21 protein-coding genes and 1 other annotated feature are annotated in these 20,012 nt (G+C 46.4%); of the genes, 11 read left to right on the top strand and 10 right to left on the bottom strand.

Features of this window, described 5'->3' with window-relative positions; genetic code table 11:
• Positions 1–9: 9 nt before the first annotated feature.
• On the top strand, positions 10–315 hold the full coding sequence (locus COP04_RS16630) for a YfhH family protein (protein ID WP_100489040.1): 306 nt from the start codon (positions 10–12) through the stop codon (positions 313–315).
• 144 nt (positions 316–459) lie between these two features.
• Here the strand turns inward: COP04_RS16630 and COP04_RS16625 are convergent, their stop codons facing one another.
• Positions 460–1,446, bottom strand: a complete 987-nt coding sequence (locus COP04_RS16625) for a metal-dependent hydrolase (protein ID WP_100489039.1) — start codon at positions 1,444–1,446, stop codon at positions 460–462.
• Positions 1,447–1,629: 183 nt separating this feature from the next.
• Here COP04_RS16625 and mutY point away from each other — a divergent pair, with 183 nt between their 5' ends.
• The 7 genes from mutY to COP04_RS16590 all read left to right on the top strand — a co-directional run bounded on the left by mutY (position 1,630) and on the right by COP04_RS16590 (position 8,737).
• The gene (gene mutY, locus COP04_RS16620; protein WP_239984910.1) at positions 1,630–2,718 is read left to right on the top strand and encodes an A/G-specific adenine glycosylase; all 1,089 of its coding nucleotides are present in this window, start codon (positions 1,630–1,632) and stop codon (positions 2,716–2,718) included.
• Positions 2,719–2,764: 46 nt separating this feature from the next.
• A complete protein-coding gene (locus COP04_RS16615; RefSeq protein WP_100489037.1) occupies positions 2,765–2,920 on the top strand; it encodes a gamma-type small acid-soluble spore protein in 156 nt (51 codons plus the stop codon).
• Positions 2,921–3,119: 199 nt separating this feature from the next.
• Positions 3,120–4,091: an ABC transporter ATP-binding protein gene (locus COP04_RS16610; RefSeq protein WP_100489036.1), complete on the top strand. Its 972-nt coding sequence runs from the start codon at positions 3,120–3,122 to the stop codon at positions 4,089–4,091.
• A 15-nt stretch (positions 4,092–4,106) separates the two neighbouring features.
• Positions 4,107–5,075, top strand: coding sequence for an ABC transporter ATP-binding protein (locus tag COP04_RS16605; protein ID WP_100489035.1), 969 nt, complete (start codon positions 4,107–4,109; stop codon positions 5,073–5,075).
• A gap of 20 nt (positions 5,076–5,095) precedes the next feature.
• Positions 5,096–6,100, top strand: a complete 1,005-nt coding sequence (locus COP04_RS16600) for an ABC transporter permease (RefSeq protein ID WP_100489034.1) — start codon at positions 5,096–5,098, stop codon at positions 6,098–6,100.
• A gap of 18 nt (positions 6,101–6,118) precedes the next feature.
• On the top strand, positions 6,119–7,018 hold the full coding sequence (locus tag COP04_RS16595; RefSeq protein WP_100489033.1) for an ABC transporter permease: 900 nt from the start codon (positions 6,119–6,121) through the stop codon (positions 7,016–7,018).
• A gap of 114 nt (positions 7,019–7,132) precedes the next feature.
• Complete coding sequence (locus COP04_RS16590) at positions 7,133–8,737, top strand: ABC transporter substrate-binding protein (protein WP_100489032.1); 1,605 nt, start codon at positions 7,133–7,135, stop codon at positions 8,735–8,737.
• A 118-nt stretch (positions 8,738–8,855) separates the two neighbouring features.
• On the opposite strand, the gene COP04_RS16585 is transcribed toward COP04_RS16590, so the two are convergent.
• The 9 genes from COP04_RS16585 to COP04_RS16545 form a co-directional block, all read right to left on the bottom strand.
• A complete protein-coding gene (locus COP04_RS16585; protein ID WP_162297118.1) occupies positions 8,856–9,134 on the bottom strand; it encodes a hypothetical protein in 279 nt (92 codons plus the stop codon).
• 15 nt (positions 9,135–9,149) lie between these two features.
• The gene (locus COP04_RS16580; protein WP_100489030.1) at positions 9,150–9,782 is read right to left on the bottom strand and encodes a response regulator transcription factor; all 633 of its coding nucleotides are present in this window, start codon (positions 9,780–9,782) and stop codon (positions 9,150–9,152) included.
• The gene (locus COP04_RS16575) at positions 9,775–10,818 is read right to left on the bottom strand and encodes a sensor histidine kinase (RefSeq protein WP_100489029.1); all 1,044 of its coding nucleotides are present in this window, start codon (positions 10,816–10,818) and stop codon (positions 9,775–9,777) included. Before COP04_RS16575 ends, COP04_RS16580 begins: the two co-directional genes overlap by 8 nt.
• Entirely contained in the window at positions 10,815–11,546 is a 732-nt protein-coding gene (liaF, locus tag COP04_RS16570) for a cell wall-active antibiotics response protein LiaF (protein ID WP_100489028.1), read from the bottom strand. Before liaF ends, COP04_RS16575 begins: the two co-directional genes overlap by 4 nt.
• A gap of 110 nt (positions 11,547–11,656) precedes the next feature.
• Positions 11,657–12,298, bottom strand: a complete 642-nt coding sequence (locus COP04_RS16565) for a PspA/IM30 family protein (protein ID WP_100489027.1) — start codon at positions 12,296–12,298, stop codon at positions 11,657–11,659.
• Between the two features lie 39 nt (positions 12,299–12,337).
• Positions 12,338–12,676 carry a lmo0954 family membrane protein gene (locus COP04_RS16560; RefSeq protein ID WP_100489026.1) on the bottom strand — a complete coding sequence of 113 codons (339 nt, stop codon included), beginning with the start codon at positions 12,674–12,676 and terminating at the stop codon, positions 12,338–12,340.
• 157 nt (positions 12,677–12,833) lie between these two features.
• Positions 12,834–13,919, bottom strand: a complete 1,086-nt coding sequence (locus COP04_RS16555) for an FUSC family protein (RefSeq protein WP_100489025.1) — start codon at positions 13,917–13,919, stop codon at positions 12,834–12,836.
• 110 nt (positions 13,920–14,029) lie between these two features.
• Positions 14,030–15,322, bottom strand: a complete 1,293-nt coding sequence (locus COP04_RS16550) for a glutamate-1-semialdehyde 2,1-aminomutase (protein WP_100489024.1) — start codon at positions 15,320–15,322, stop codon at positions 14,030–14,032.
• Positions 15,323–15,473: 151 nt separating this feature from the next.
• A complete protein-coding gene (locus tag COP04_RS16545) occupies positions 15,474–16,112 on the bottom strand; it encodes an NUDIX hydrolase (protein WP_239984909.1) in 639 nt (212 codons plus the stop codon).
• A 107-nt stretch (positions 16,113–16,219) separates the two neighbouring features.
• Between COP04_RS16545 and COP04_RS16540 the strand changes: the two genes are divergently transcribed.
• The 3 genes from COP04_RS16540 (at position 16,220) to perR (ending at position 18,653) form a co-directional block, all read left to right on the top strand.
• On the top strand, positions 16,220–17,218 hold the full coding sequence (locus tag COP04_RS16540; protein WP_100489022.1) for a zinc-binding dehydrogenase: 999 nt from the start codon (positions 16,220–16,222) through the stop codon (positions 17,216–17,218).
• 78 nt (positions 17,219–17,296) lie between these two features.
• The gene (gene bcp, locus COP04_RS16535; protein WP_100489021.1) at positions 17,297–17,764 is read left to right on the top strand and encodes a thioredoxin-dependent thiol peroxidase; all 468 of its coding nucleotides are present in this window, start codon (positions 17,297–17,299) and stop codon (positions 17,762–17,764) included.
• A 454-nt stretch (positions 17,765–18,218) separates the two neighbouring features.
• Positions 18,219–18,653 (top strand): peroxide-responsive transcriptional repressor PerR, encoded by a 435-nt coding sequence (gene perR / locus COP04_RS16530; protein WP_420852795.1) that lies wholly within the window; start codon positions 18,219–18,221, stop codon positions 18,651–18,653.
• A gap of 525 nt (positions 18,654–19,178) precedes the next feature.
• Positions 19,179–20,012 (top strand) — a sequence feature (16S ribosomal RNA rRNA prediction is too short).

Raw genomic sequence — 20,012 nt, 5'->3', positions numbered from 1 at the left:
GTGGCATGCATGGAACAGCGTTTTAGTGAAATGACTCCTTTTGAGCTGACTCAAAAAATTGGGGCGTTTACTGATCAGGCACGAAAATCGGAGCAGCTTGGCATGGTCAGCGAGCTGGCTGTTTATGAACGCAAAATAGATATGGCAAGAGCGTATCTCATGGATCCGGAAGATTTCAAATCCGGGCAGACCTATTTTGTAAGGGATCTTGCGTTCAAAATTCACCATATGAAAGGCATTTTAGCCTGGGGAGGATTTGAAGGCTCCGAAAAACTGTACGCCTATCCGATTTCGCTGCTTAAAAAGAAAAAATGAATGCCCGGTTCGATTCCAGATTCGGGTGAACAGCCGGGATAAGGCGTCTGATTTTCACAGAACACCAATGCTGAACCTCATTCTTCATAAGTTTCTGTACAAAAAAAAGCATGCCAACAACCGGCACGCTTTTAAAATCAACAATTATTTTGATCGGGCAAGCACAAGTTTCTTCTGCAGTTTCTTCTCACTGTAAACCCATCCGGTGAATGAACTCTGGACTTTCATATTCTGTCCAATCCAGACTGTTGCTGTAAAGGGATACATGCCTCTGGAAAAATAACGGAGATCTGTGAGCTGGATCACGAAATGTCCGTTTCTTTCATAGGTGCTCCAACGATAGATGGGTGAAAATGACAGGAATGCGCGGACATTTTTATCACGGCTGGCCAGACGAATCATTTTATTATCAAAATTGATCGGCTCACGTTCAAATGCATCAATTAATACCAGCTTCTTGCCGTCAAGCTTACCGACGTAAAAACGTTCGGCACTTTCCGCTGCCACATGATAATGCGTCCAGCGCATTGTCGGAGACAAGTAAACCTTGGTCAGATCCGGAAGCTGGCGTCTGACATACTGAACCATCTGATGATGCTGAATGCCCCGGAGTATATAATAGACAGCAAGTATTGCATAAATAGTTGCAAACGTGACACCGGGATGGCCAACCGTCTGCCAGATTGCAAATCCCATTAAGTGAAGGCTGAAAATGAACGGATCGAAAATATTGATCGTGCCGAGTGCAATCCAGCGGCTGGTCAGCGGGCGGATTGCCTGAGTCCCATAGGCATTGAAAATATCTACAAACACATGAAGTGAAACGGCAAGCATTGTCCAGAGCAGAATGTGAATGGCATTCACGTCTGGAGAAAGAACCAGTGCGAGCGCAGATATTGCAAACGGCCAAAACAGCGTCGCCGGAAGGGAATGGGTCATTCCCCGGTGATTACGAATATATGCCGCATTATTTTTTAATTTTAAAACAGTATCAATGTCGGGAATGACGGATCCTGCAACTGCACCCAGCACGATCGCATGGAACGTTGTTGGATCTCCGGCAACTGCCGGATCAAGAGTTGCCAGCCCTGCAAGGCCGAAACCCATCACAATATGAGTGGCTGTATCCATACTTTGTGAATATCCCCCTTGTTAGTTACACCTACACACATTTATTTTTGCACATATCGCGTCATAATGAAAGAGATATATGCGGAAATAAAAACGGAAAAATTTACATAAGTGTCTTCACTCTTTAATGGTGATAGTATATGTTTCATAGATAAAGCCAAACTTTCACGATGGCAGGAGTGAGTGAAACGAGTGACCCCGCGACAAATCAAGCAATTTAATCATGATCTTCTGGACTGGTTTCACAGAAATGGCCGCAGTCTGCCATGGCGTGAAACAAATAATCCATATTATATTTGGGTGTCCGAAATTATGCTACAGCAGACTCAGGTAGATACGGTAATCCCTTATTACAATCAATTCATTAAGCACTTTCCAACTGTTGAAGCTCTGGCGGATGCCTCTGAAGAGAGTGCGCTGAAAAGCTGGGAGGGGTTGGGTTATTATTCCCGCGTAAGAAACCTTCAAACAGGTGTGCGGGAAGTAGTTGCGAGTTACGGTGGCCAGGTGCCGGATAATAAAAAAGATCTGCTCTCGATTCGGGGCATCGGTCCCTATACCGCCGGCGCCCTGCTCAGCATTGCGTTTGGTGAGCCTGAGCCAGCTGTTGATGGAAATGTGATGCGCGTCATGTCACGGATTTTTCTGATTGATGACGACATTGCCAAAGTTAAAACAAGGAAAAAATTTGAAAGTGTTGTGCGGGAACTGATTGTTGAGGCGGACCCGTCATCTTTCAATCAGTGCCTGATGGATCTTGGAGCAATGGTCTGCCATCCGAAAAATCCCGATTGTGCCGAATGCCCGGTTCAGTGCTACTGCAGAGCATACGATGAGGGCGTTCAGACGGAATATCCGTTCAAAAGCGGGAAAACTAAAGTAAAGACCGCTGATTATGCTGTTCTCCTTCTGAAAGACAGCAAGGGAAGACTGCTGATTGAGCGACGTGCTGATTCAGGGCTTTTGGCCGGATTCTGGCAATTTCCAATGGTTGATCGATCGGTAGAGGGGAAAGCTGCTTTTCAGAAAAAAGTTTGTGAAAAAATCGGGCAGTCTGTCAAATTGAAAAAAGAATCTTTCACATATACGCATCGGTTTTCACACCTGATCTGGAATTTGTCATTGTATTCGGGAGAGTTCCAAGGTGATACGGACAACCCTGAAAAAGGATGGCAGTGGCTGCCCGTATCGGAGTTTGAAAAGCGGCCATTCCCCGTCCCTTTTCTGAAAATTATAGACTGGTTGAAAAAAAATCGACGAAATGACACATAAAATTTGTTAAAGATGGCAAAGTTAAAGGTCGTGGAGGTGATACTCGATGGTTAAGAAAACAACTGCGGGCACGGATCTGGAACAAGTTAAAAAGCAAAATGCCCAGTCCCAAAGCGGACAGCTTGGCAGCGAATTCGGCAGCGAAACCAACGCTCAGGAAGTACGTCAGCAAAATCAGAAGTCGCAGCAAAATAAACAGTAATCACCTTACATGAAATAAAACGCCCTAACCGGAAAAAGGTTAGGGCGTTTTATTGTATCCGTTTTTTGGCATTTGAAAAGGAAAAAGTCAAGATTCTTGAATTGACTGAATTTACTTGTTGACACCCTTGAATATTAAATGTAACGTTTTGTTTGTTGCAAAATGTTATAATACGTGACATATGAGGGAGGTGAACCATTTGAGTGAAACAATCTTGGAAGTTAAGGGGCTGAAAACCTCATTTTTTACGGATGACGGCGAGGTGCCAGCGGTCGATGGTGTTACTTTTTCTGTCAAAGAGGGAGAAATTCTTGGTATTGTCGGTGAATCCGGCTGCGGGAAGAGTGTGACTTCACTGTCCATCATGGGTTTGCTGCCCTCGCCTCCCGGAAAAATAGTGGGGGGACAGATTATTTACAAGGGTGAAGATATCAGTCATGCAAAAGAGTCCCGTATGCGGAAACTGCGCGGTAATGATATTGCGATGATTTTTCAGGAGCCTATGACGTCGCTTAATCCGGTTTTTACGATTGGTGAACAGCTGACTGAAGCGATCCGTTTACATAATCATCTGCCTAAAAAGGAATTAGAGTCGCGTGCCGAGGAACTGCTGAAAATGGTCGGCCTTCCGCGTGCGCGGGAGTTGCTCAAGGAGTATCCGCATGAACTGTCAGGTGGGATGCGCCAGCGTGTAATGATTGCTATAGCGATGTCGTGTGATCCGAAAGTGCTGATTGCTGATGAACCGACTACTGCGCTTGATGTCACAATTCAGGCTCAGATTCTGGATCTGATGGCCAAGCTGAACCGTGAGACCCATACGGCCATTATACTAATTACCCATGATCTGGGAGTTGTTGCCCAGGTGTGCAAACGGGTTGTTGTCATGTATGCAGGCAAAGTTGTCGAGGAGGGGGATGTACGGGACATTTTTAACCACCCGAGCCACCCCTATACTGAGGGACTTATCCGGTCGATACCCGATCTGTACACCAAGAAGGATACGCTTTACACCATAAAGGGTAGCGTGCCGAGACCTGGATCGATTAAAGGCGGCTGCCTGTTTGCACCGCGCTGTGACTATGTGATGGACAAGTGCAGAACAAGTGCACCGGAACTGATTGGCGACAGCCACAAATCACGCTGCTTTCTGCATCAGAAACAGGCGTAGAAAGGAGTCCTATTCATGAATGAACCGCTTTTGAAAGTGGAGAATCTAAAAAAATACTACCCGATAAAAAGTGGAATCTTAGGCAAGGTTTCAGAGACTGTTCGTGCTGTTGACGGCGTCAGTTTTACTGTTAATGAAGGTGAAACACTCGGCATTGTCGGTGAATCAGGATGCGGCAAATCGACCACGGGCCGCATGATTATGCGGTTGATCGAACCTACTGAAGGCAGCATTCACTTTGAGGGCAAAGATATTTTAAATCTTTCAAAAAATGAAATGCGGAAAACAAGAAAAGACATCCAGATGATTTTTCAGGATCCTTTCGCTTCGCTTAACCCGCGCCAGACTGTCGGCAGTATTATTGAAGAGCCGATGATTGTCCATAAAATGGGTGACCGGAAGCAGCGCCGGAAGCGTGTTGAGGAATTGCTTGAACTGGTCGGACTGAGCGCCTATCAGGCCAAACGTTATCCGCATCAGTTCAGCGGCGGCCAGCGGCAGAGGATCGGCATCGCCCGCGCGCTCGCTGTCCGGCCTAAACTGATTATTGCCGATGAACCCGTATCCGCACTGGATGTATCGGTTCAGTCTCAAGTGCTCAATCTGCTTCAGGATCTCCAGAAAAAATTTAACCTCACCTATATATTTATAGCTCACGATTTAAGTGTTGTACGACATATCAGTAATCGTGTCGGCGTCATGTATCTGGGGAAGATTGTCGAAATCTCGGAAAGCGAAAACCTGTACAATCATCCTGACCATCCATACACAAAAGCCTTGCTTTCAGCCGTACCAATTCCTGATCCGGACAATAGAACGGAACGTATTATCCTGTCAGGCGATGTACCAAGTCCGGCTCATCCGCCTTCCGGTTGTGCTTTTCATGACCGTTGCCCGGTGGCGATGGATATTTGTTCCAGGGAAAAACCGGTAATGAAGAAGATGAAGGACGGAAGACGGGTCTCCTGCCATTTATATGACTGATACGAAAGGGGTGAAACGAGATGCTTTCATACTCCATCAAACGTCTGTTGATGCTCATTCCGGTACTTCTTGGAATGACAATAATTGTTTTCTTAATTATTCATGCTATACCCGGCAATCCGGCGTTAACCATTTTGGGGACAAAAGCTACCCCTGAAGCGATACGAAATCTGGATCGGTCATTGGGTCTGGACCAGCCTCTATATGTTCAATATTTTACCTATTTAAAAAATATTCTCAGCGGAAATCTGGGGACGTCGATTCAGGACAATACACCGATCGCCAGCGAGATTTGGCCACACCTTGCCGCAACTATTGAGCTCTCTTTTGTTGCCATGGTCATCGCTGTAGTAGTTGGCATTAATGCCGGCATTATCAGCGCGTGGAAACAAAACTCCGCATTCGATTACGTGGCCATGATTGTGGCATTGGTCGGCGTCTCTATGCCGATCTTCTGGCTGGGACTTCTGGAACAGTGGGCTTTTTCTGTAAAACTGAACTGGCTGCCTTCAATAGGACAGACGGACATTGTCACCACTGTTCAGCCAATTACAAATCTTTATCTGATTGATACTTTGCTGGAAGGACAAATCGGACAGTTCTGGATGGTTCTGCGGCATCTGATTCTTCCGGCTGTCGCGCTGGCAACAATACCAACTGCAATCATCGCGCGCATGACAAGATCCAGCATGCTTGAAGTATTGAAGTCTGATTACATCAGGACGGCTAAAGCGAAAGGAGAGCATATGTTCTGGATCGTCTATAAATATGCGCTGAAAAATGCTTTTATTCCGATTCTGACGGTTATCGGCCTGCAAACCGGTATGTTGCTTGGAGGAGCTATTCTGACTGAAACTATTTTTGGATGGCCCGGTATCGGATTATATGTTTACAATGCCATACAGTACCGGGACTATCCTGTAATCCAGTCAGGTATTCTGGTCATTTCTTTTATTTTTGTTATGGTGAATTTTGTCGTCGATTTGCTCTATGGTCTGTTCGACCCTCGTATTAAATACCGTTAAAGAAAGAAGGGTAAAAAGATGTCTCAATCCGAACAGAGTCATGCTGAGCAGGATTTCGTAAAAGAGAGAGGCCCTTTTGTCACCGCTTTGGCTGATTTCTGGAAAGCTTTCCGCAAGAACAAGCCGGCGATCGTTGGGGCGTGTATTGTGCTCTTCTTTATTCTGCTTGCTGTGTTTGCCAATTTCATCGCTCCCCAGGGGATTAATGATCAGAATATCAACATACGACTTGAGCCGCCCTCAGCGCAACATTGGCTTGGGACGGATGATTTTGGCCGAGACATACTCAGCCGTATTGTCTTTGGTGCCAGATTGTCGCTTCGTGTCGGATTCCTTGCCGTGATTGGTTCCATTATTTTCGGAACATTTCTTGGAGTAATTGCCGGATATTTCGGGAAGATTATAGACACCGTCATCTCACGCTTTTTTGATATTCTGCTGGCATTTCCGAGTATATTGCTGTCGATAGCCATTGTTTCAGTACTTGGTCCGTCCCTGAATAATGCGCTGATAGCAATCGCTATTGTCAATATTCCGGTTTTTGGACGCCTGGTTCGTTCGCGTGTGCTCACGGTCAAGGAAGAAGAGTATGTGGTGGCTGCCCGCTCCGTTGGCATGGGCAATACGCGGATCATTTTGAATCACATACTTCCCAACAGCTTTGCGCCGATTATTGTTCAAGGAACGCTAAATATTGCAACGGCTATTCTTGACGCGGCTGGTTTGGGATTTCTGGGAATGGGGGCACAGCCCCCCCAACCGGAATGGGGGACAATGCTTTCTGATTCCAGACAGTATATCACAGACGCGCCTTGGACCGTCCTTTTCCCAGGTCTTGCGATTATTCTGGTAGTTATCGGTTTTAATCTAATGGGGGACGGCCTTCGCGATGCGCTTGATCCGCGTAATAAAAACTGATGTGTTATATTTTATTACACAAAATGTGTGAGATGCATAAAAGTTATTTGTCCTATTTTTTCGAATAGGGTACAATAAGTAAGAATTTTAAAAAAGAGAAATAGGGGGATCAGAATGAGAAGAAAGCCTTTAATATTCATCCTTTCCGTATTCGTTGTACTGGCAATGGCTCTGGCCGGATGTTCATCCGGCGGTTCAAGCAGCTCTTCTGCAAGTGCGGGCAAGACACTTATCTTTGGCCGCGGCGCAGATACCACTTCGCTTGACCCTGCTACGGTTACGGACGGTGAATCGTTCCGCGTCACACAGAATATTTTTGACACTTTGGTTTCTTATGATTACAGCAAGCAAAGCACGAACGTTATTCCAAGCCTTGCTACCAGCTGGAAAATCACAAACGGTGGAACAGTTTATACGTTCAATCTGAGAACGGGAGTCAAGTTCCAGGATGGCACTCCTTTCAATGCTCAGGCAGTTGTCTATAACTTTGATCGCTGGATGAACGGCAAAGCATCTGGTAAGTTTGCTTATTTCCCATCGATGTTTGGCGGGTACAAAGGTGATTCCGCTCTTGTTATTCAGAGCGTAACTGCACCGAATGCGAACACGGTTGTTTTCACTCTGAAGAGACCGTCTGCGCCGTTCCTGAAAAACCTGGCCATGTCACCTTTTGCGATCTCCAGTCCTACAGCCATCAAAAAATATGGCAATAATTATGGTTCGACTGCAGCGGTTGGCACAGGTGCTTATACTTTCAAGTCATGGAAGAGAAACGACACGATTACTCTTGTAAAGAATAAGAACTATTGGAAAAAAGGACTTCCGAAAATAAGCACGTTAATCTTTAAAGTTATTCCGGATAACAGTGCACGTCTCAACGCACTGAAGAACGGTGAAATTGATTTGATGGACGGCGTTAACCCGAGTGATGTCGCCGGATTAAAAGGCAACAATCAGCTTCAGGTTTATTATCGTCCGCCGATGAACATCGCCTATATGGGCTTTAATGTAACAATGAAACCTTTTAACAACGTAAAGGTTCGCCAGGCTTTGAATATGGCCGTTGACAAGAGCGGCATTATTAAGGCGTTCTACAACGGACAGGCACAGGCTGCCGTGAACCCGATGCCGCCAAGCCTGCTCGGATATGACAAAAGCATCAAACCTTATCCATATGATCTGACCCAGGCAAAGAAATTGCTTGCTCAGGCTGGATATCCACACGGATTTTCAACGACACTCTATACGATGTCGAACCCTCGCGACTACATTCCGGAACCTGAGAATGTTGCTCAGTCAATTCAGTCGACATTCGGAAAAATCGGGGTGAAAGTTAAAATTGTCACGGTTGAATGGTCGTCTTATATTGACAAGCTGATGAAAGGCGGCGCCCCGATGTACATGATGGGCTGGACGGGTGATAATGGAGACCCTGACAACTTCCTTTACACACTGCTTGACAAAGACGCAATCGGATCCAATAACTTTTCGTTCTATTCGAATAATCAGCTGCACAATATTCTGATCGCGGCACAATCGCAGACAAATGATGCAAAACGTGTTGCTCTTTATGATCAGGCTCAGGTCATCCTTCACAATGACGCGCCTTGGGTTCCGCTTGTTTATGCACAACCTGTCCTTGTCGGCAAGAGCACAATCACAGGCTATAAGCCAAGTCCTACAGGCACAGAACCGCTTGATACGGTAAACATTAAATAATTTTTCACTTTCATTAAAAAGCCGTCGAACCAATTGGGTTCGACGGCTTTTTGTCATTGAAAAAAAGTACTTTAAAGAGGGATCTGGATCGTCAATTCAATGCATTCGAAGTCTTGGGTCACTCCGGAAGTGGGGAGCTGCATTTATGTTCGGCGGCAGCTGCATTTAATTCCTGAGAACTTACCATAGACTGTCTTTCCAAATAACCAACGATTTGCGGGCCGAAGTGACGAATCAACACAGAAATGAAAATAATCGACGAAACCAGCACAGGAGTCGACGGAACCAGAGAAATAATCGACGAGACCAGTGCAGGAATCGACGAAACCAAGGAAATAATCGCCAAAACTAGAACAAGAATCGACATTAACTTGGAAAAAATCAACAAATGCAACATTAATTCTTTACTGATTTATTTACATAGATCATGCTGGAAGGCGTAAATCACTGCCTGCGTTCGATCCTGTACGGCAAGTTTGCTTAAAATATTGCTGACGTGGACCTTTACTGTTTTAAGCGCGATATACAATTCGTCGGCAATTTCCTGATTGCTTTTCCCTTCCGCCATCAACAGCAGAACTTCCATCTCACGTTTTGTCAGCTCTTCATGTGGCGCTTTAGACTGTCCCTTTTTCATCCGGGACATGACCTTTTCCGTTACTTCAGGTTCCAGCACTGACTGGCCGCTGTAGGTCGCGCGAATTGCTTCGGCTATCTCGCCGGCTTTGGAGGTTTTCAGAAGATAGCTGGTCGCACCGGCTTCAATTGCCGGATAAACCTTATCATCATCGAGAAAACTGGTCACAATGATAATTTTTGCCTGAGGCCACTGTTCGATAATCCTTTTCGTTGCTTCAATGCCATCCATTTGCTCCATGACCAGGTCCATTAAAATGATATCCGGCCTGAGTTTAAGCACAAGATCAACGGCATCCTTTCCATTGGATGCCTCTCCGATCACATCAATGTCGGGCTGAGCCGACAAATAAGCAGAAACCCCGATACGCACCATTTCGTGATCGTCTACAAAAACAACCTTAATCATTGCTTTCATCCCCCTTGAGTATTGGAACCTTGATCTCAAGACTTGTTCCTTTTCCGGGAACGCTGACAAGTTTAAGCTGGGCACCAATCTGTGCTGCGCGTTCGCGTATATTCTGAAGGCCGTATGAGCCTGGTTTCGCTGTGTCCGGATGAAATCCGATACCGTCATCGGTAATGCGCATAATTACCGTTTTTTCCCGCCGGATCAACATGACATCAAGAGTTTCGGCCTTAGCATGGCGCAGTGTGTTGGAGACAGATTCCTGCAGGATACGGAAAATCTGGTCTTCAATTCCTTTGTCCAGACTAACTTGCTCGATCGTCCAGTTGATCGTCATGGGCACTTTTTGTCTGAGCTCATTGAGCAGTTCCTCTATGCCTTCTCTTAACTGTTTCCCGTGGAGCTGGGCTGGTCTCAGATGAAGAAAAAGCGCCCGCATTTCAAGCTGGGACTGATGAATTGTCTGTTCAACCAGCCTGAGCTGGCGCGTCTCCGTATCGTCGGATGGTGGCCGCAGTTCATTGATCGTCGACATCAGCATCGAAGCGGCGAAAAGCTGCTGACTGACTGAATCATGAAGCTCTCGCGCGAGGCGGTTGCGTTCATCGGAAACAATCTTTTGGATCGCTTTCTCCTCGATAGCAGACTTTTCACTGGCCATTTTCTGGGCGAGCTGAGTCTGCTCTGCCATCTGTCCTCGCAGCCTTTCCAGATGCTGCAAAATGCTCTGCGCTTCCTCAAGATGAATGGAATCGGCTTTATTGCCCGGCTTGTCCGGCGTTAGTTCAGTCAGTGAATCATCGATCGAGCGGAGAACGCCGCGCCAGTAGTTTCCGGAAATAAATCCTGTTGCGAGACCAAGAAATAATGAAAGAATCGGCACGATAAAGACAAATGGCAGGTGCCAGATTTGCCGCGTCCAGAGCAGTGACCAGTCGTGAACCGGGAATGTGGCGAAAAAAAGGATTGAAAAAATGATCAGAAATCCCGCTGCGAAAATAGTGCCGGTGATCATTTGTCGTCTGAGTGCTGTCATACGCGCCGCACCTCCAGATTCCCGGCCACGGCGGAAACGACAATACTCACTCTTTGCTCCGCAGTTTCATATCCGCCTGTCCGGAAAGCGACGGAGGTGTTAAACAGCCTTGATTCTTTGTGTTCAAAAAATTCGGCCTGGCCGATGACAACGGAATATCTGAGCGAAGTCTCAACGCCGTAGGGAACTAAAATACGCACCCGTCCGGCGAGATGGCGGATCAGAATGACTGATTCTTTTTTCGGGAGAATGGTATGGCTAAGGTCGATCAGAGTATCTCCGGTGCCTGTCTGAATGTCAATGTCCTGCCATTCGTAATCCTGACCGGGAGTCTCCTGGTTCCCGAACCATTTGTTTTTTAAAATGACCGGAAGTGAAACGATATCGTCTTCATCGGTTGTCTGTGGGTCCCCAAAATCCGGCGTAAGGCGCCTCGGATGGCGTTTGGTACGGATAAACTCAATCAAAAGGAAAATGAACAACCCGAGGATGGCCAGTTTAAAAATAATTAAATTCAGGATTGTAAATGTGATTCCGACAATGCCAATCCAGAAAAGCACTTTACCAGTCCCCGATGGCCGTTTTTTCCTTCCATAGTAAATCATGGCGCCGAATAAAACTGTGGGGAAGAGAAACCCCCAGCCGTCGAACAGTGTCTGAATGACAATCAGAAAAAGCCCGGCAATGAGCATCCAGCTGTATTTGTCAGACTTGAATGATTCAAACATGGGGGTTCACCTGCCCTTCGTGAAGTGTTCTATGTACAGCAGAAAAAGGCGCCGTTTACGCCTTTTTCCATTTTATCATCCCGATTTCAAGCTTACCACACTCAAATAGGTCAGGCCTGCCCGCTTTTTTTCTCAAGCTCACGTTCAAGCTGTCTGATCCGCGCGTCAATCGTGTTATGGTGGTAATTTGCGTTCACCTTTTTTTCCAAACGTTCAAGGTACATTTCGCTTTCCTCAAATTTGGAAAAGGACTGTCCAAACACCTGCTCAGGATGCACAACCCGGTCTATGCGGTTGTTAGCATTGGCGATGTTTTCGCGGCTCATCAGCTCCATCCGCTTCAGATACATATCCTTCAGTTTGCGTTGCATTTCCGCATATTTCTGTTCGAGCTGATCCAGTTGTTTGGCCGTGCTATCATAGGAAGATTTCAAGCGCTCTGCTTTCAAGGCATAATCTTCCTGTTCTTTGAGCGCAAATTCATGCAGTTCGGACTCTCCCGCACGTTCGGCAATCTCCGCTTGTTTCAGCCGCTTTTCAGCCATTTCGGAAGCCTGGTGGTACTCCCTGATAAATGTATCTTTAAGCAGATACTGGCGGTCAATCAGTTCCCGCACGCGTGTGACCTCTTTTTCGCAGCGGCGCAAGTGCTGATTTAGCATGGCAATTGGATTTTTCTGCTCCTTTTGATCCAGAAGTTCATTGATGTCTGATGAAAGCGAATCTTTCAGACGTGTAAAAAGGTTACTCATTTTTTTACGCTCCTTTGCAGGTTGAATTCAGAGATTTTGCTACATCATTTCTTTCCATTGTTTGTCAAAGTTATCGAATGGGTCTTCCGGTTCCGGCTTAGACGTCTTATGGCTGTTCCAGGCCTTGTACACGTAATAAAGTGCGGCAAGGGCGATGATACCGAAGATCGCCGGAATATTTCCGATTGAGAAGCCCAGGGCGATAATGCCGACAATTGCCCAGAGTACTTTACCGCCTGCTGATTCAGCGCGTACAAACCGCCTGAAAGCGAACCAGAGGATGGCCAGGCTTACCAGCAGCCCAACCATAAATCCGATGTGTGAGAGCAGGACAATGAAACAAATGGCTCCGGCAATGAACAGTAGAAATTTTTTCATGTTGATGTCCTCCTTTCCTTGATTCAATCATATAAAAAAAGCTCCGGCTGAATAATGAGCCGCAGCTGTATTTTGTACTAAGGCTTAGGGCGTAATCAAATGTTTACACCAAAAGCGGACGGGGATAACCCGTCCGCCATGAGCCGGTGATGCGAAATTATTCTACCCATTCCTGGCTGAATTTTATACGATTCTCTTTCTTATGATAGGTCTGGAAGCTATCGACCAGCATGTCCAGATGTTCGATATGCCGGCTGTAATCGATGATCGAGGCGATCAGCGGGAAGAGATCCAGCCAATCTTCGGTTCCGATTACCTCAAAGTGGGCCGTGAAGGCGGCCGCCAGTGCCATCTTGTAGCCATTATCTTTTTTTGTCTGCTCTTCATGTCGCTTTTGCCTGACTTTGCCGTCGAATTTCAGAAGCACCCGTTCATGATAAGCGATCAGCGCGTACAATTGCTCTTTCAAAGTTTTTGTAAAATCCGGAGGCAGCAGGCGATAAGCATTTTCGTTGCGGTCAAGTTCGTCCAGGATACGGTGAAGCAGTCCGGTTGCGGTAATCATTTCTTTGAAAATGACCACACGCCGAAGTTTTACATAACGCAGCTTCCGCGAATATACCCGTTCTTCTCTGTACCAGTGGTAATAATTTTCGATCTTAAGTTTCTTTACGTCAAAAGCTGAGCGCTCGCTTTTGATCTTCGTATTGTCAGAGGCACCTTCGCCCAGAAGCCGGATCCATTTAAAAAGTTCAGTGGTCTGATTGAGAATACTTTCATATAAGTGGTCTTCATACTTGGGTGGAAGAAGCAGCGTGTTGACCAAGGTCGCCGATCCGACACCGATACAAACGAGCACGAATCGTTTCATCGCTGCCAGGATAAATAAACCGGTATTAGTTTCGCCGCTGGACATAACGAAGATGACGGTCACCATGGAAAGGGTCAGTGTGTCGTAAAGCCGGAATTTTAAATGAATCGCAATGACAATGACAACGGCGAGGCCAACGACAATCGGGTTATCGCCGAATGAAACAACGAAAAGGATGGCTATAGCCGCTCCGATCAGATTGCCGTATATATTTTGAATCATAGCCCGGAATGAGCGCCGGACAGAAGGCTGCGTGGTGACAGCTGCAGCTACTCCGGCCATAATCGGCGGGACTAGATTGAAAAAGACGGCAATGGTCAGTGCTATAGTTACAGCCATGCCGGTTTTCAGACTTCTCGCACCCAGTCTCAAAGCTGACAACTCCTTTTAGAAACAATTCATTAAAAGGTATCGGGCATTTTCGGGTATAAAAGAAGGGCGGCAGAACCCGCCCTCGAAAAAGCTATTGATTTATTATTTCCTTATTTTGCAAGTTCCGACAGCGCGTAGTCCACAGCGTCAAGCGTATCACTAACGTCTTTTTCCGTATGCTCAGTTGTCAGGAACCATGCCTCGTACTTGGAAGGAGCCAGGTTAACACCTTTTTTCAGCATCAGTTTGAAGAAACGCCCGAACATGTCACTGTCTGTCGCTTTTGCTTCCTCATAGTTTGTGATTTCATGGTCAGAAAAATACACGGTCATTGAACCGCCAATCCGGTTAATAGCAATCGGCAGATGATATTTTTCATTAATGGAGAAAATGCCGTCTTCCAGCTGTTTGCCGAGCCGGTCCATTTTTTCGTAAATGCCCGGTGTCTGCAAAACTTCCAGACAAGCGATACCGCTTGCCATGGACAGAGGATTGCCTGCCATTGTCCCCGCCTGATAGGCCGGACCAAGGGGTGCCACTTCGTCCATGATTTCTTTTTTGCCGCCGTATGCGCCGATCGGAAGACCACCGCCGATGATTTTTCCCATTGCTGTCAGGTCGGGAACCACACCGAGATAATTCTGTGCACCGCCGTACATGAAGCGGAAGTTTGTGATGACTTCATCATAAATGACAACGGCACCGGCTTTGTGGGCAATCCGGTTAATTGCTTCAAGAAATCCCGGCTGAGGCATAACCATGCCGAAATTGCCGACAATCGGTTCAACAAGAACACCGGCGATATCATCGCCCCATTTGTCAAAAGCCTGCTGCAATGTTTCTACATTATTGTAAGGCACAGTGATCACTTCATGGGCCGTACTTTCCGTTACACCGGCAGAATCCGGTGAGCCGAGGGTAGACGGGCCTGAACCGGCGGCAACCAGAACCAGGTCGAAATGTCCATGATAGCTGCCGGCGAATTTCAATATTTTTTTCCGGCCGGTATAGGCACGGGCGACGCGTACTGTGGTCATCACGGATTCCGTTCCAGAGTTTGTGAAGCGGACCTTGGCAAGTGAAGGAATGGCTTTTTTCAGCATGCCTGCAAGTTCTGTCTCTAGCTTTGTCGGCGTGCCATAGAGAACACCCAGTTCCGCCTGCTTTTTGATTGCTTCAGTAATATGCGGATGCGCAAAACCCGTGATGATCGGGCCGTAAGCCGCCAGGTAATCAATATAGCGGTTGCCGTCTTCATCATAGAAATACGCGCCCTTACCGCTTTTCATAAATACAGGTGCTCCGCCGCCGACTGCATAATAAGACCGGGACGGACTGTTCACACCGCCGACAATATTTTCTAATGCTTCGTCGTAGAGCTTTTCCGATGTCTTGATATTCATAAATTTAATCTCTCCCTAACTTGGTAGATAAAAGGGGCACCCGATTCGTGCACCCGGCGTCCATTCGATCATTTACCGCCCGCTCCAGTATCCGCTATCCGAGTAAAATTGGCAACCCTGACAGCAGACGTCCTTGCTGAAAAGCAAAAAGCTATTCAAACATTCTGTGATTCATTAATGAAACAAAGTGTTCCAGAATTCGTGCGGTCAGTCCCCAGACCGTGCGTCCCTGATAGTCAAAAAAGGGTTCAATTACTTTTTGTGCGCGGAATGGATAGCTCCTTCCGGAAACAATCCGTTCAAATGGAAAGTCCTGATTTTTATCAGCCAGAAAATTGAGCGTGTATTTTTCAGGCATTTGCTTCATCAGCCACGGAAGTGGAACGGTGAAGGTTTCAGCAACTTCACTGGGGTTCGGCCGAAGCGGGACGTCAGGATCCAGTACACCGACAAAAGGATAGATAAACAGGTCGGATGTCGCGATGCAGGTACCCATTCTTCCAATCACTGTGATCGCTTCTCTAGGCACACCCAGTTCTTCACACGTTTCGCGGACTGCCGTTTCCCGAAGAGAGGCATCAATTTTTTCACTGCGCCCGCCTGGAAAGCACACATCTCCTGGCTGGCGTTTTAGCTGCGCGGAGCGGACCTCGAGCAAAATGGTCCATGTATCGTGATCGGGAATCAAAGGGATAAAAACTGAAGATTTTTTCGCCATGTCCTCACCGATAATCGCGCCATCATTTTCAATGCGTCTTTGAATACTTGTTAAATCCATAGTATCACCCACAATTTTACTGCTCTTTTACATTTTAGCACATTATTTCAGCGGCTCACACGGCGTATAGGTTGAGTTATCGAGCGTCTTTTGAGAAAATAAAAGAAGAGGTGATAGATATGAAGGCGATTGTTCACGAGGGACATCCGGGTTTTGAGGGACTTGATTTCCGGGCTGACTTTTCCGCCCCTGAGCCGGGGCCCGGAGAGGTCAAGGTTGCTCTGAAAGCAGCCGGGCTGAATCATCGGGATCTTTTTATTATACAGAAGCGCCATAAACCAGATGATGCACCGCTCATCATTGGATCAGACGGTGCGGGCATTGTGACAGAAACGGGTGCCGGCGTTACAGGCGTTCATCGCGGAGATGAAGTGCTCATCATTCCAAGTCTCAGGTGGGAAAAGGAATCCGCAGCACCGCCGGATGACTTTGACATTCTCGGTTACCCTGATAATGGGACATTGGCCGAGTACATAGTTGTGGCTGAAAAACAAATTGCGCCGAAACCATCCTATTTGTCCTGGGCTGAAGCAGGCGTTCTTCCATTAGCCGCGCTGACCGGTTTCCGGGCATTGTTCACGAGAGGCGGATTAAAAAAAGGCGATACTGTTTTTATTCCTGGTATTGGCAGCGGCGTTGCCACCTACATGGTGCAAATGGCTAAAGCAGTCGGTGCAAGGGTTGTTGTCTCTTCACGGAGCGCCGAGAAACTTGAAAAGGCAAAAGAGCTTGGTGCAGATGCTGCTCTTAACAATGACCAGAACTGGACCGAAGCGCTTGAAGGAGGAGCTGTCGACCTCGTAATCGAAAGTGTCGGGGTAGCAACTTTCAACCGTTCACTTGCCCTGCTTAAACCGGGCGGAACTATTGTCGCCTTTGGTGCATCGTCGGGAGACAAAATTTCCCTCGACTTGAGGCAGTTCTTTTACAAGCAGTGGAATTTGTGCGGGACGACGATGGGCAGCATTGAAGAGTTCCATAAGATGCTCGTTTTTTTCAATAAATATAAAATTCATCCAGTGGTTGATCAGACCTTTGAATTAAAAAATGCAGCCGAAGCTCTGCAGCGATTGGAGCAGGGCAGTCAGTTTGGAAAAATTGCACTGGTCATCAGTTAACTTGTGAATTCTCTTATTCGGCGCTACGATTAGAATAGCCGTTAAATTTCAAAACATTTGAAAAAGGAGATTTTACACATGCTTGAAGCAGGAATATCTGCCCCTGACTTTACTTTAAAAACAACTGAGGGACATGAAGTGACACTTTCGGAATTTCGCGGCAAAAATGTAGTCCTTTATTTTTATCCGAAAGATATGACACCAGGCTGCACCATTGAGGCATGTGATTTCAGAGATCAGAATAGTTTGTTTAAGGAGCTGGATACAGTGGTTCTGGGCGTCAGTCCGGATCCGGTTGAAAAGCATCAGAAATTTACGGAGAAACACGGGCTTCCCTTCACACTTCTCTCCGATCCCGACCATGCGGCATCGGATTTGTACGGCAGCTGGCAATTAAAGAAAAATTACGGCAGAGAATACATGGGCATTATCCGTTCGACATTCATCATCGACAAAAGCGGAAAAATAGCGAAGGTCTGGCCCAAAGTCAGAGTTAAAGGACATGTTGAAGAAGTCTATCAGTTTGTTAAAGAACAGTTGGAATAAAAATTTTTGAACTGTTTCCGGCGGCAGATTGTTAAACGGAACAATAGAAGCAGGCTCGGTGTTGAAGCATGCAAAAAAGAAGAAAAAAGAATATAAGACTGTCTTTCAGGCAAGCTATGGCCAAGGAGACAGTCTTTTTTCTGTGCATCTGCGGCGAAAAAATCAATTATAGGGAAATATATGTTCCAATTGAGAAATCGCTAAGTTTGGCCGGGCATGGACATCCAGAATCTGCACGGCATTAATTTTCAATATCAGAATAACCTTTGGGAACCTTTGGCAAAATATTACGGAGAAGTGCAGATTATTGACAGGATCAGGATGAACAAGGTACACTAAAAATATAATTATAACCATTTTAACTTGATAATTGGTTTTAATTATGATTTTATGTTTGAAAGTGAGGTGCCTGAAGGTGAGTACAGATGTTGATAAAGTGGATAAAGCAATTGACATGCTTAAGGATTCGGGTGTTCGGATCACACCTCAGCGCCATGCCATTCTTGAATATTTAGTGGTCTCTGAATCACACCCTACTGCAGATGAAATTTATAAAGCCCTGGAACACAAGTTTCCAAATATGAGCGTAGCTACTGTATACAATAACCTGCGTGTCTTCAAAAAAACGGGACTGGTTAAAGAACTGACATATGGCGATTCGTCGAGCCGATTTGACTTTTCAACCAAGCAGCATTATCACATTATTTGTACCAATTGTGGAAAAATTGTGGATTTTCACTATCCCGGCCTGGACGAGGTAGAGGCTTTAGCTGCCCAGGTTACTGGCTTTACGGTTAACAGTCACAGGCTGGAAGTTTACGGACTCTGCCCGGACTGTCAGAACAAGAAAACGGACAGCATAGGCAAAATTAAAGTGACGAGTGACTAATAAAAAATTTTAACAAATATTATTTATGGCTGTTTCAACGCCTATTTTTGGCGATGAGACGGCCTCTTTTTCTTTTGCAGCCAAAACCAGAAGCTATTAATAGTAGTTGACGTTCTCATCAATGCATGATAAATTATATATCGTTGTCTTTGGACAAGAGGGCAGGCAAAAGCATTTTTCGAAAAGCAGTATTTGTTTCCAACAATCTTGAATGATCGGAACTTGATTGACTTTTCTGGAAATGAGTGTTAACATATTTCTTGTCTTTTTGAATGCCGAATGATGAAAAAGCTGTTAACTGCTATACTGTGAATTTCAAAGAAGTTATTGGTTTTAAAAAAGAGGTTGACGTTTTTCTCATTTGGAAGTATAATGTTCAAGTTGCTGTTTGAATGTTCCTTGAAAACTGAACAAAAGCCAAGCGTGATTTAAAGGGTGAAACCCTTAAGTCAATTCAAAATTTTTGCTGAGGATCGACAGAACGAAAAAGAAATAAGCGGAAGCTTCGGCTTCCTGAAAGAGTATTTTTTGGAGAGTTTGATCCTGGCTCAGGACGAACGCTGGCGGCGTGCCTAATACATGCAAGTCGAGCGCACGGAAGGGGGCTTGCCCCCGGAAGTGAGCGGCGGATGGGTGAGTAACACGTGGGCAACCTGCCTGTAAGACGGGGATAACTCCGGGAAACGGGAGCTAATACCGGGTAACACGCTGCACCGCATGGTGCAGGGTTGAAAGATGGTTTCGGCCATCGCTTACAGATGGGCCCGCGGTGCATTAGTTAGTTGGCGGGGCAACGGCCCACCAAGACCGCGATGCATAGCCGACCTGAGAGGGTGATCGGCCACATTGGGACTGAGACACGGCCCAAACTCCTACGGGAGGCAGCAGTAGGGAATCTTCCACAATGGACGAAAGTCTGATGGAGCAACGCCGCGTGAGCGAAGAAGGTTTTCGGATCGTAAAGCTCTGTTGCCGGAGAAGAATGAGTGAGAGAGGAAATGCTCTTGCAGTGACGGTATCCGGCCAGAAAGCCACGGCTAACTACGTGCCAGCAGCCGCGGTAATACGTAGGTGGCAAGCGTTGTCCGGAATTATTGGGCGTAAAGCGCGCGCAGGCGGCTTCCTAAGTCTGATGTGAAATCTTGCGGCTCAACCGCAAGCGGCCATTGGAAACTGGGGAGCTTGAGTACAGAAGAGGAGAGTAGAATTCCACGTGTAGCGGTGAAATGCGTAGAGATGTGGAGGAATACCGGTGGCGAAGGCGGCTCTCTGGTCTGTTACTGACGCTGAGGTGCGAAAGCGTGGGGAGCAAACAGGATTAGATACCCTGGTAGTCCACGCTGTAAACGATGAATGCTA

Origin of the sequence: Sporolactobacillus pectinivorans, from assembly GCF_002802965.1 — a bacterium.
In the GTDB taxonomy this organism is placed as follows: domain Bacteria; phylum Bacillota; class Bacilli; order Bacillales; family Sporolactobacillaceae; genus Sporolactobacillus; species Sporolactobacillus pectinivorans.
Note: the sequence above shows the minus strand (reverse complement) of the source record. Positions and strands in the feature narration are given on the sequence as shown.

Bases quoted from the DNA above. Each gene is read 5' to 3' on its own strand.
- COP04_RS16590 (WP_100489032.1), top strand. From the start codon at position 7,133: ATGAGAAGAAAGCCTTTAATATTCATCCTTTCCGTATTCGTTGTACTG.
- COP04_RS16605 (WP_100489035.1), top strand. From the start codon at position 4,107: ATGAATGAACCGCTTTTGAAAGTGGAGAATCTAAAAAAATACTACCCG.
- COP04_RS16560 (WP_100489026.1), bottom strand. From the start codon at position 12,676: ATGAAAAAATTTCTACTGTTCATTGCCGGAGCCATTTGTTTCATTGTC.
- COP04_RS16580 (WP_100489030.1), bottom strand. From the start codon at position 9,782: ATGATTAAGGTTGTTTTTGTAGACGATCACGAAATGGTGCGTATCGGG.
- COP04_RS16630 (WP_100489040.1), top strand. From the start codon at position 10: ATGGAACAGCGTTTTAGTGAAATGACTCCTTTTGAGCTGACTCAAAAA.
- liaF (WP_100489028.1), bottom strand. From the start codon at position 11,546: ATGTTTGAATCATTCAAGTCTGACAAATACAGCTGGATGCTCATTGCC.
- COP04_RS16595 (WP_100489033.1), top strand. From the start codon at position 6,119: ATGTCTCAATCCGAACAGAGTCATGCTGAGCAGGATTTCGTAAAAGAG.
- bcp (WP_100489021.1), top strand. From the start codon at position 17,297: ATGCTTGAAGCAGGAATATCTGCCCCTGACTTTACTTTAAAAACAACT.
- perR (WP_420852795.1), top strand. From the start codon at position 18,219: ATGCTTAAGGATTCGGGTGTTCGGATCACACCTCAGCGCCATGCCATT.
- COP04_RS16600 (WP_100489034.1), top strand. From the start codon at position 5,096: ATGCTTTCATACTCCATCAAACGTCTGTTGATGCTCATTCCGGTACTT.
- COP04_RS16625 (WP_100489039.1), bottom strand. From the start codon at position 1,446: ATGGATACAGCCACTCATATTGTGATGGGTTTCGGCCTTGCAGGGCTG.
- COP04_RS16585 (WP_162297118.1), bottom strand. From the start codon at position 9,134: ATGTTGCATTTGTTGATTTTTTCCAAGTTAATGTCGATTCTTGTTCTA.
- COP04_RS16575 (WP_100489029.1), bottom strand. From the start codon at position 10,818: ATGACAGCACTCAGACGACAAATGATCACCGGCACTATTTTCGCAGCG.
- COP04_RS16550 (WP_100489024.1), bottom strand. From the start codon at position 15,322: ATGAATATCAAGACATCGGAAAAGCTCTACGACGAAGCATTAGAAAAT.
- COP04_RS16615 (WP_100489037.1), top strand. From the start codon at position 2,765: ATGGTTAAGAAAACAACTGCGGGCACGGATCTGGAACAAGTTAAAAAG.
- COP04_RS16565 (WP_100489027.1), bottom strand. From the start codon at position 12,298: ATGAGTAACCTTTTTACACGTCTGAAAGATTCGCTTTCATCAGACATC.
- COP04_RS16540 (WP_100489022.1), top strand. From the start codon at position 16,220: ATGAAGGCGATTGTTCACGAGGGACATCCGGGTTTTGAGGGACTTGAT.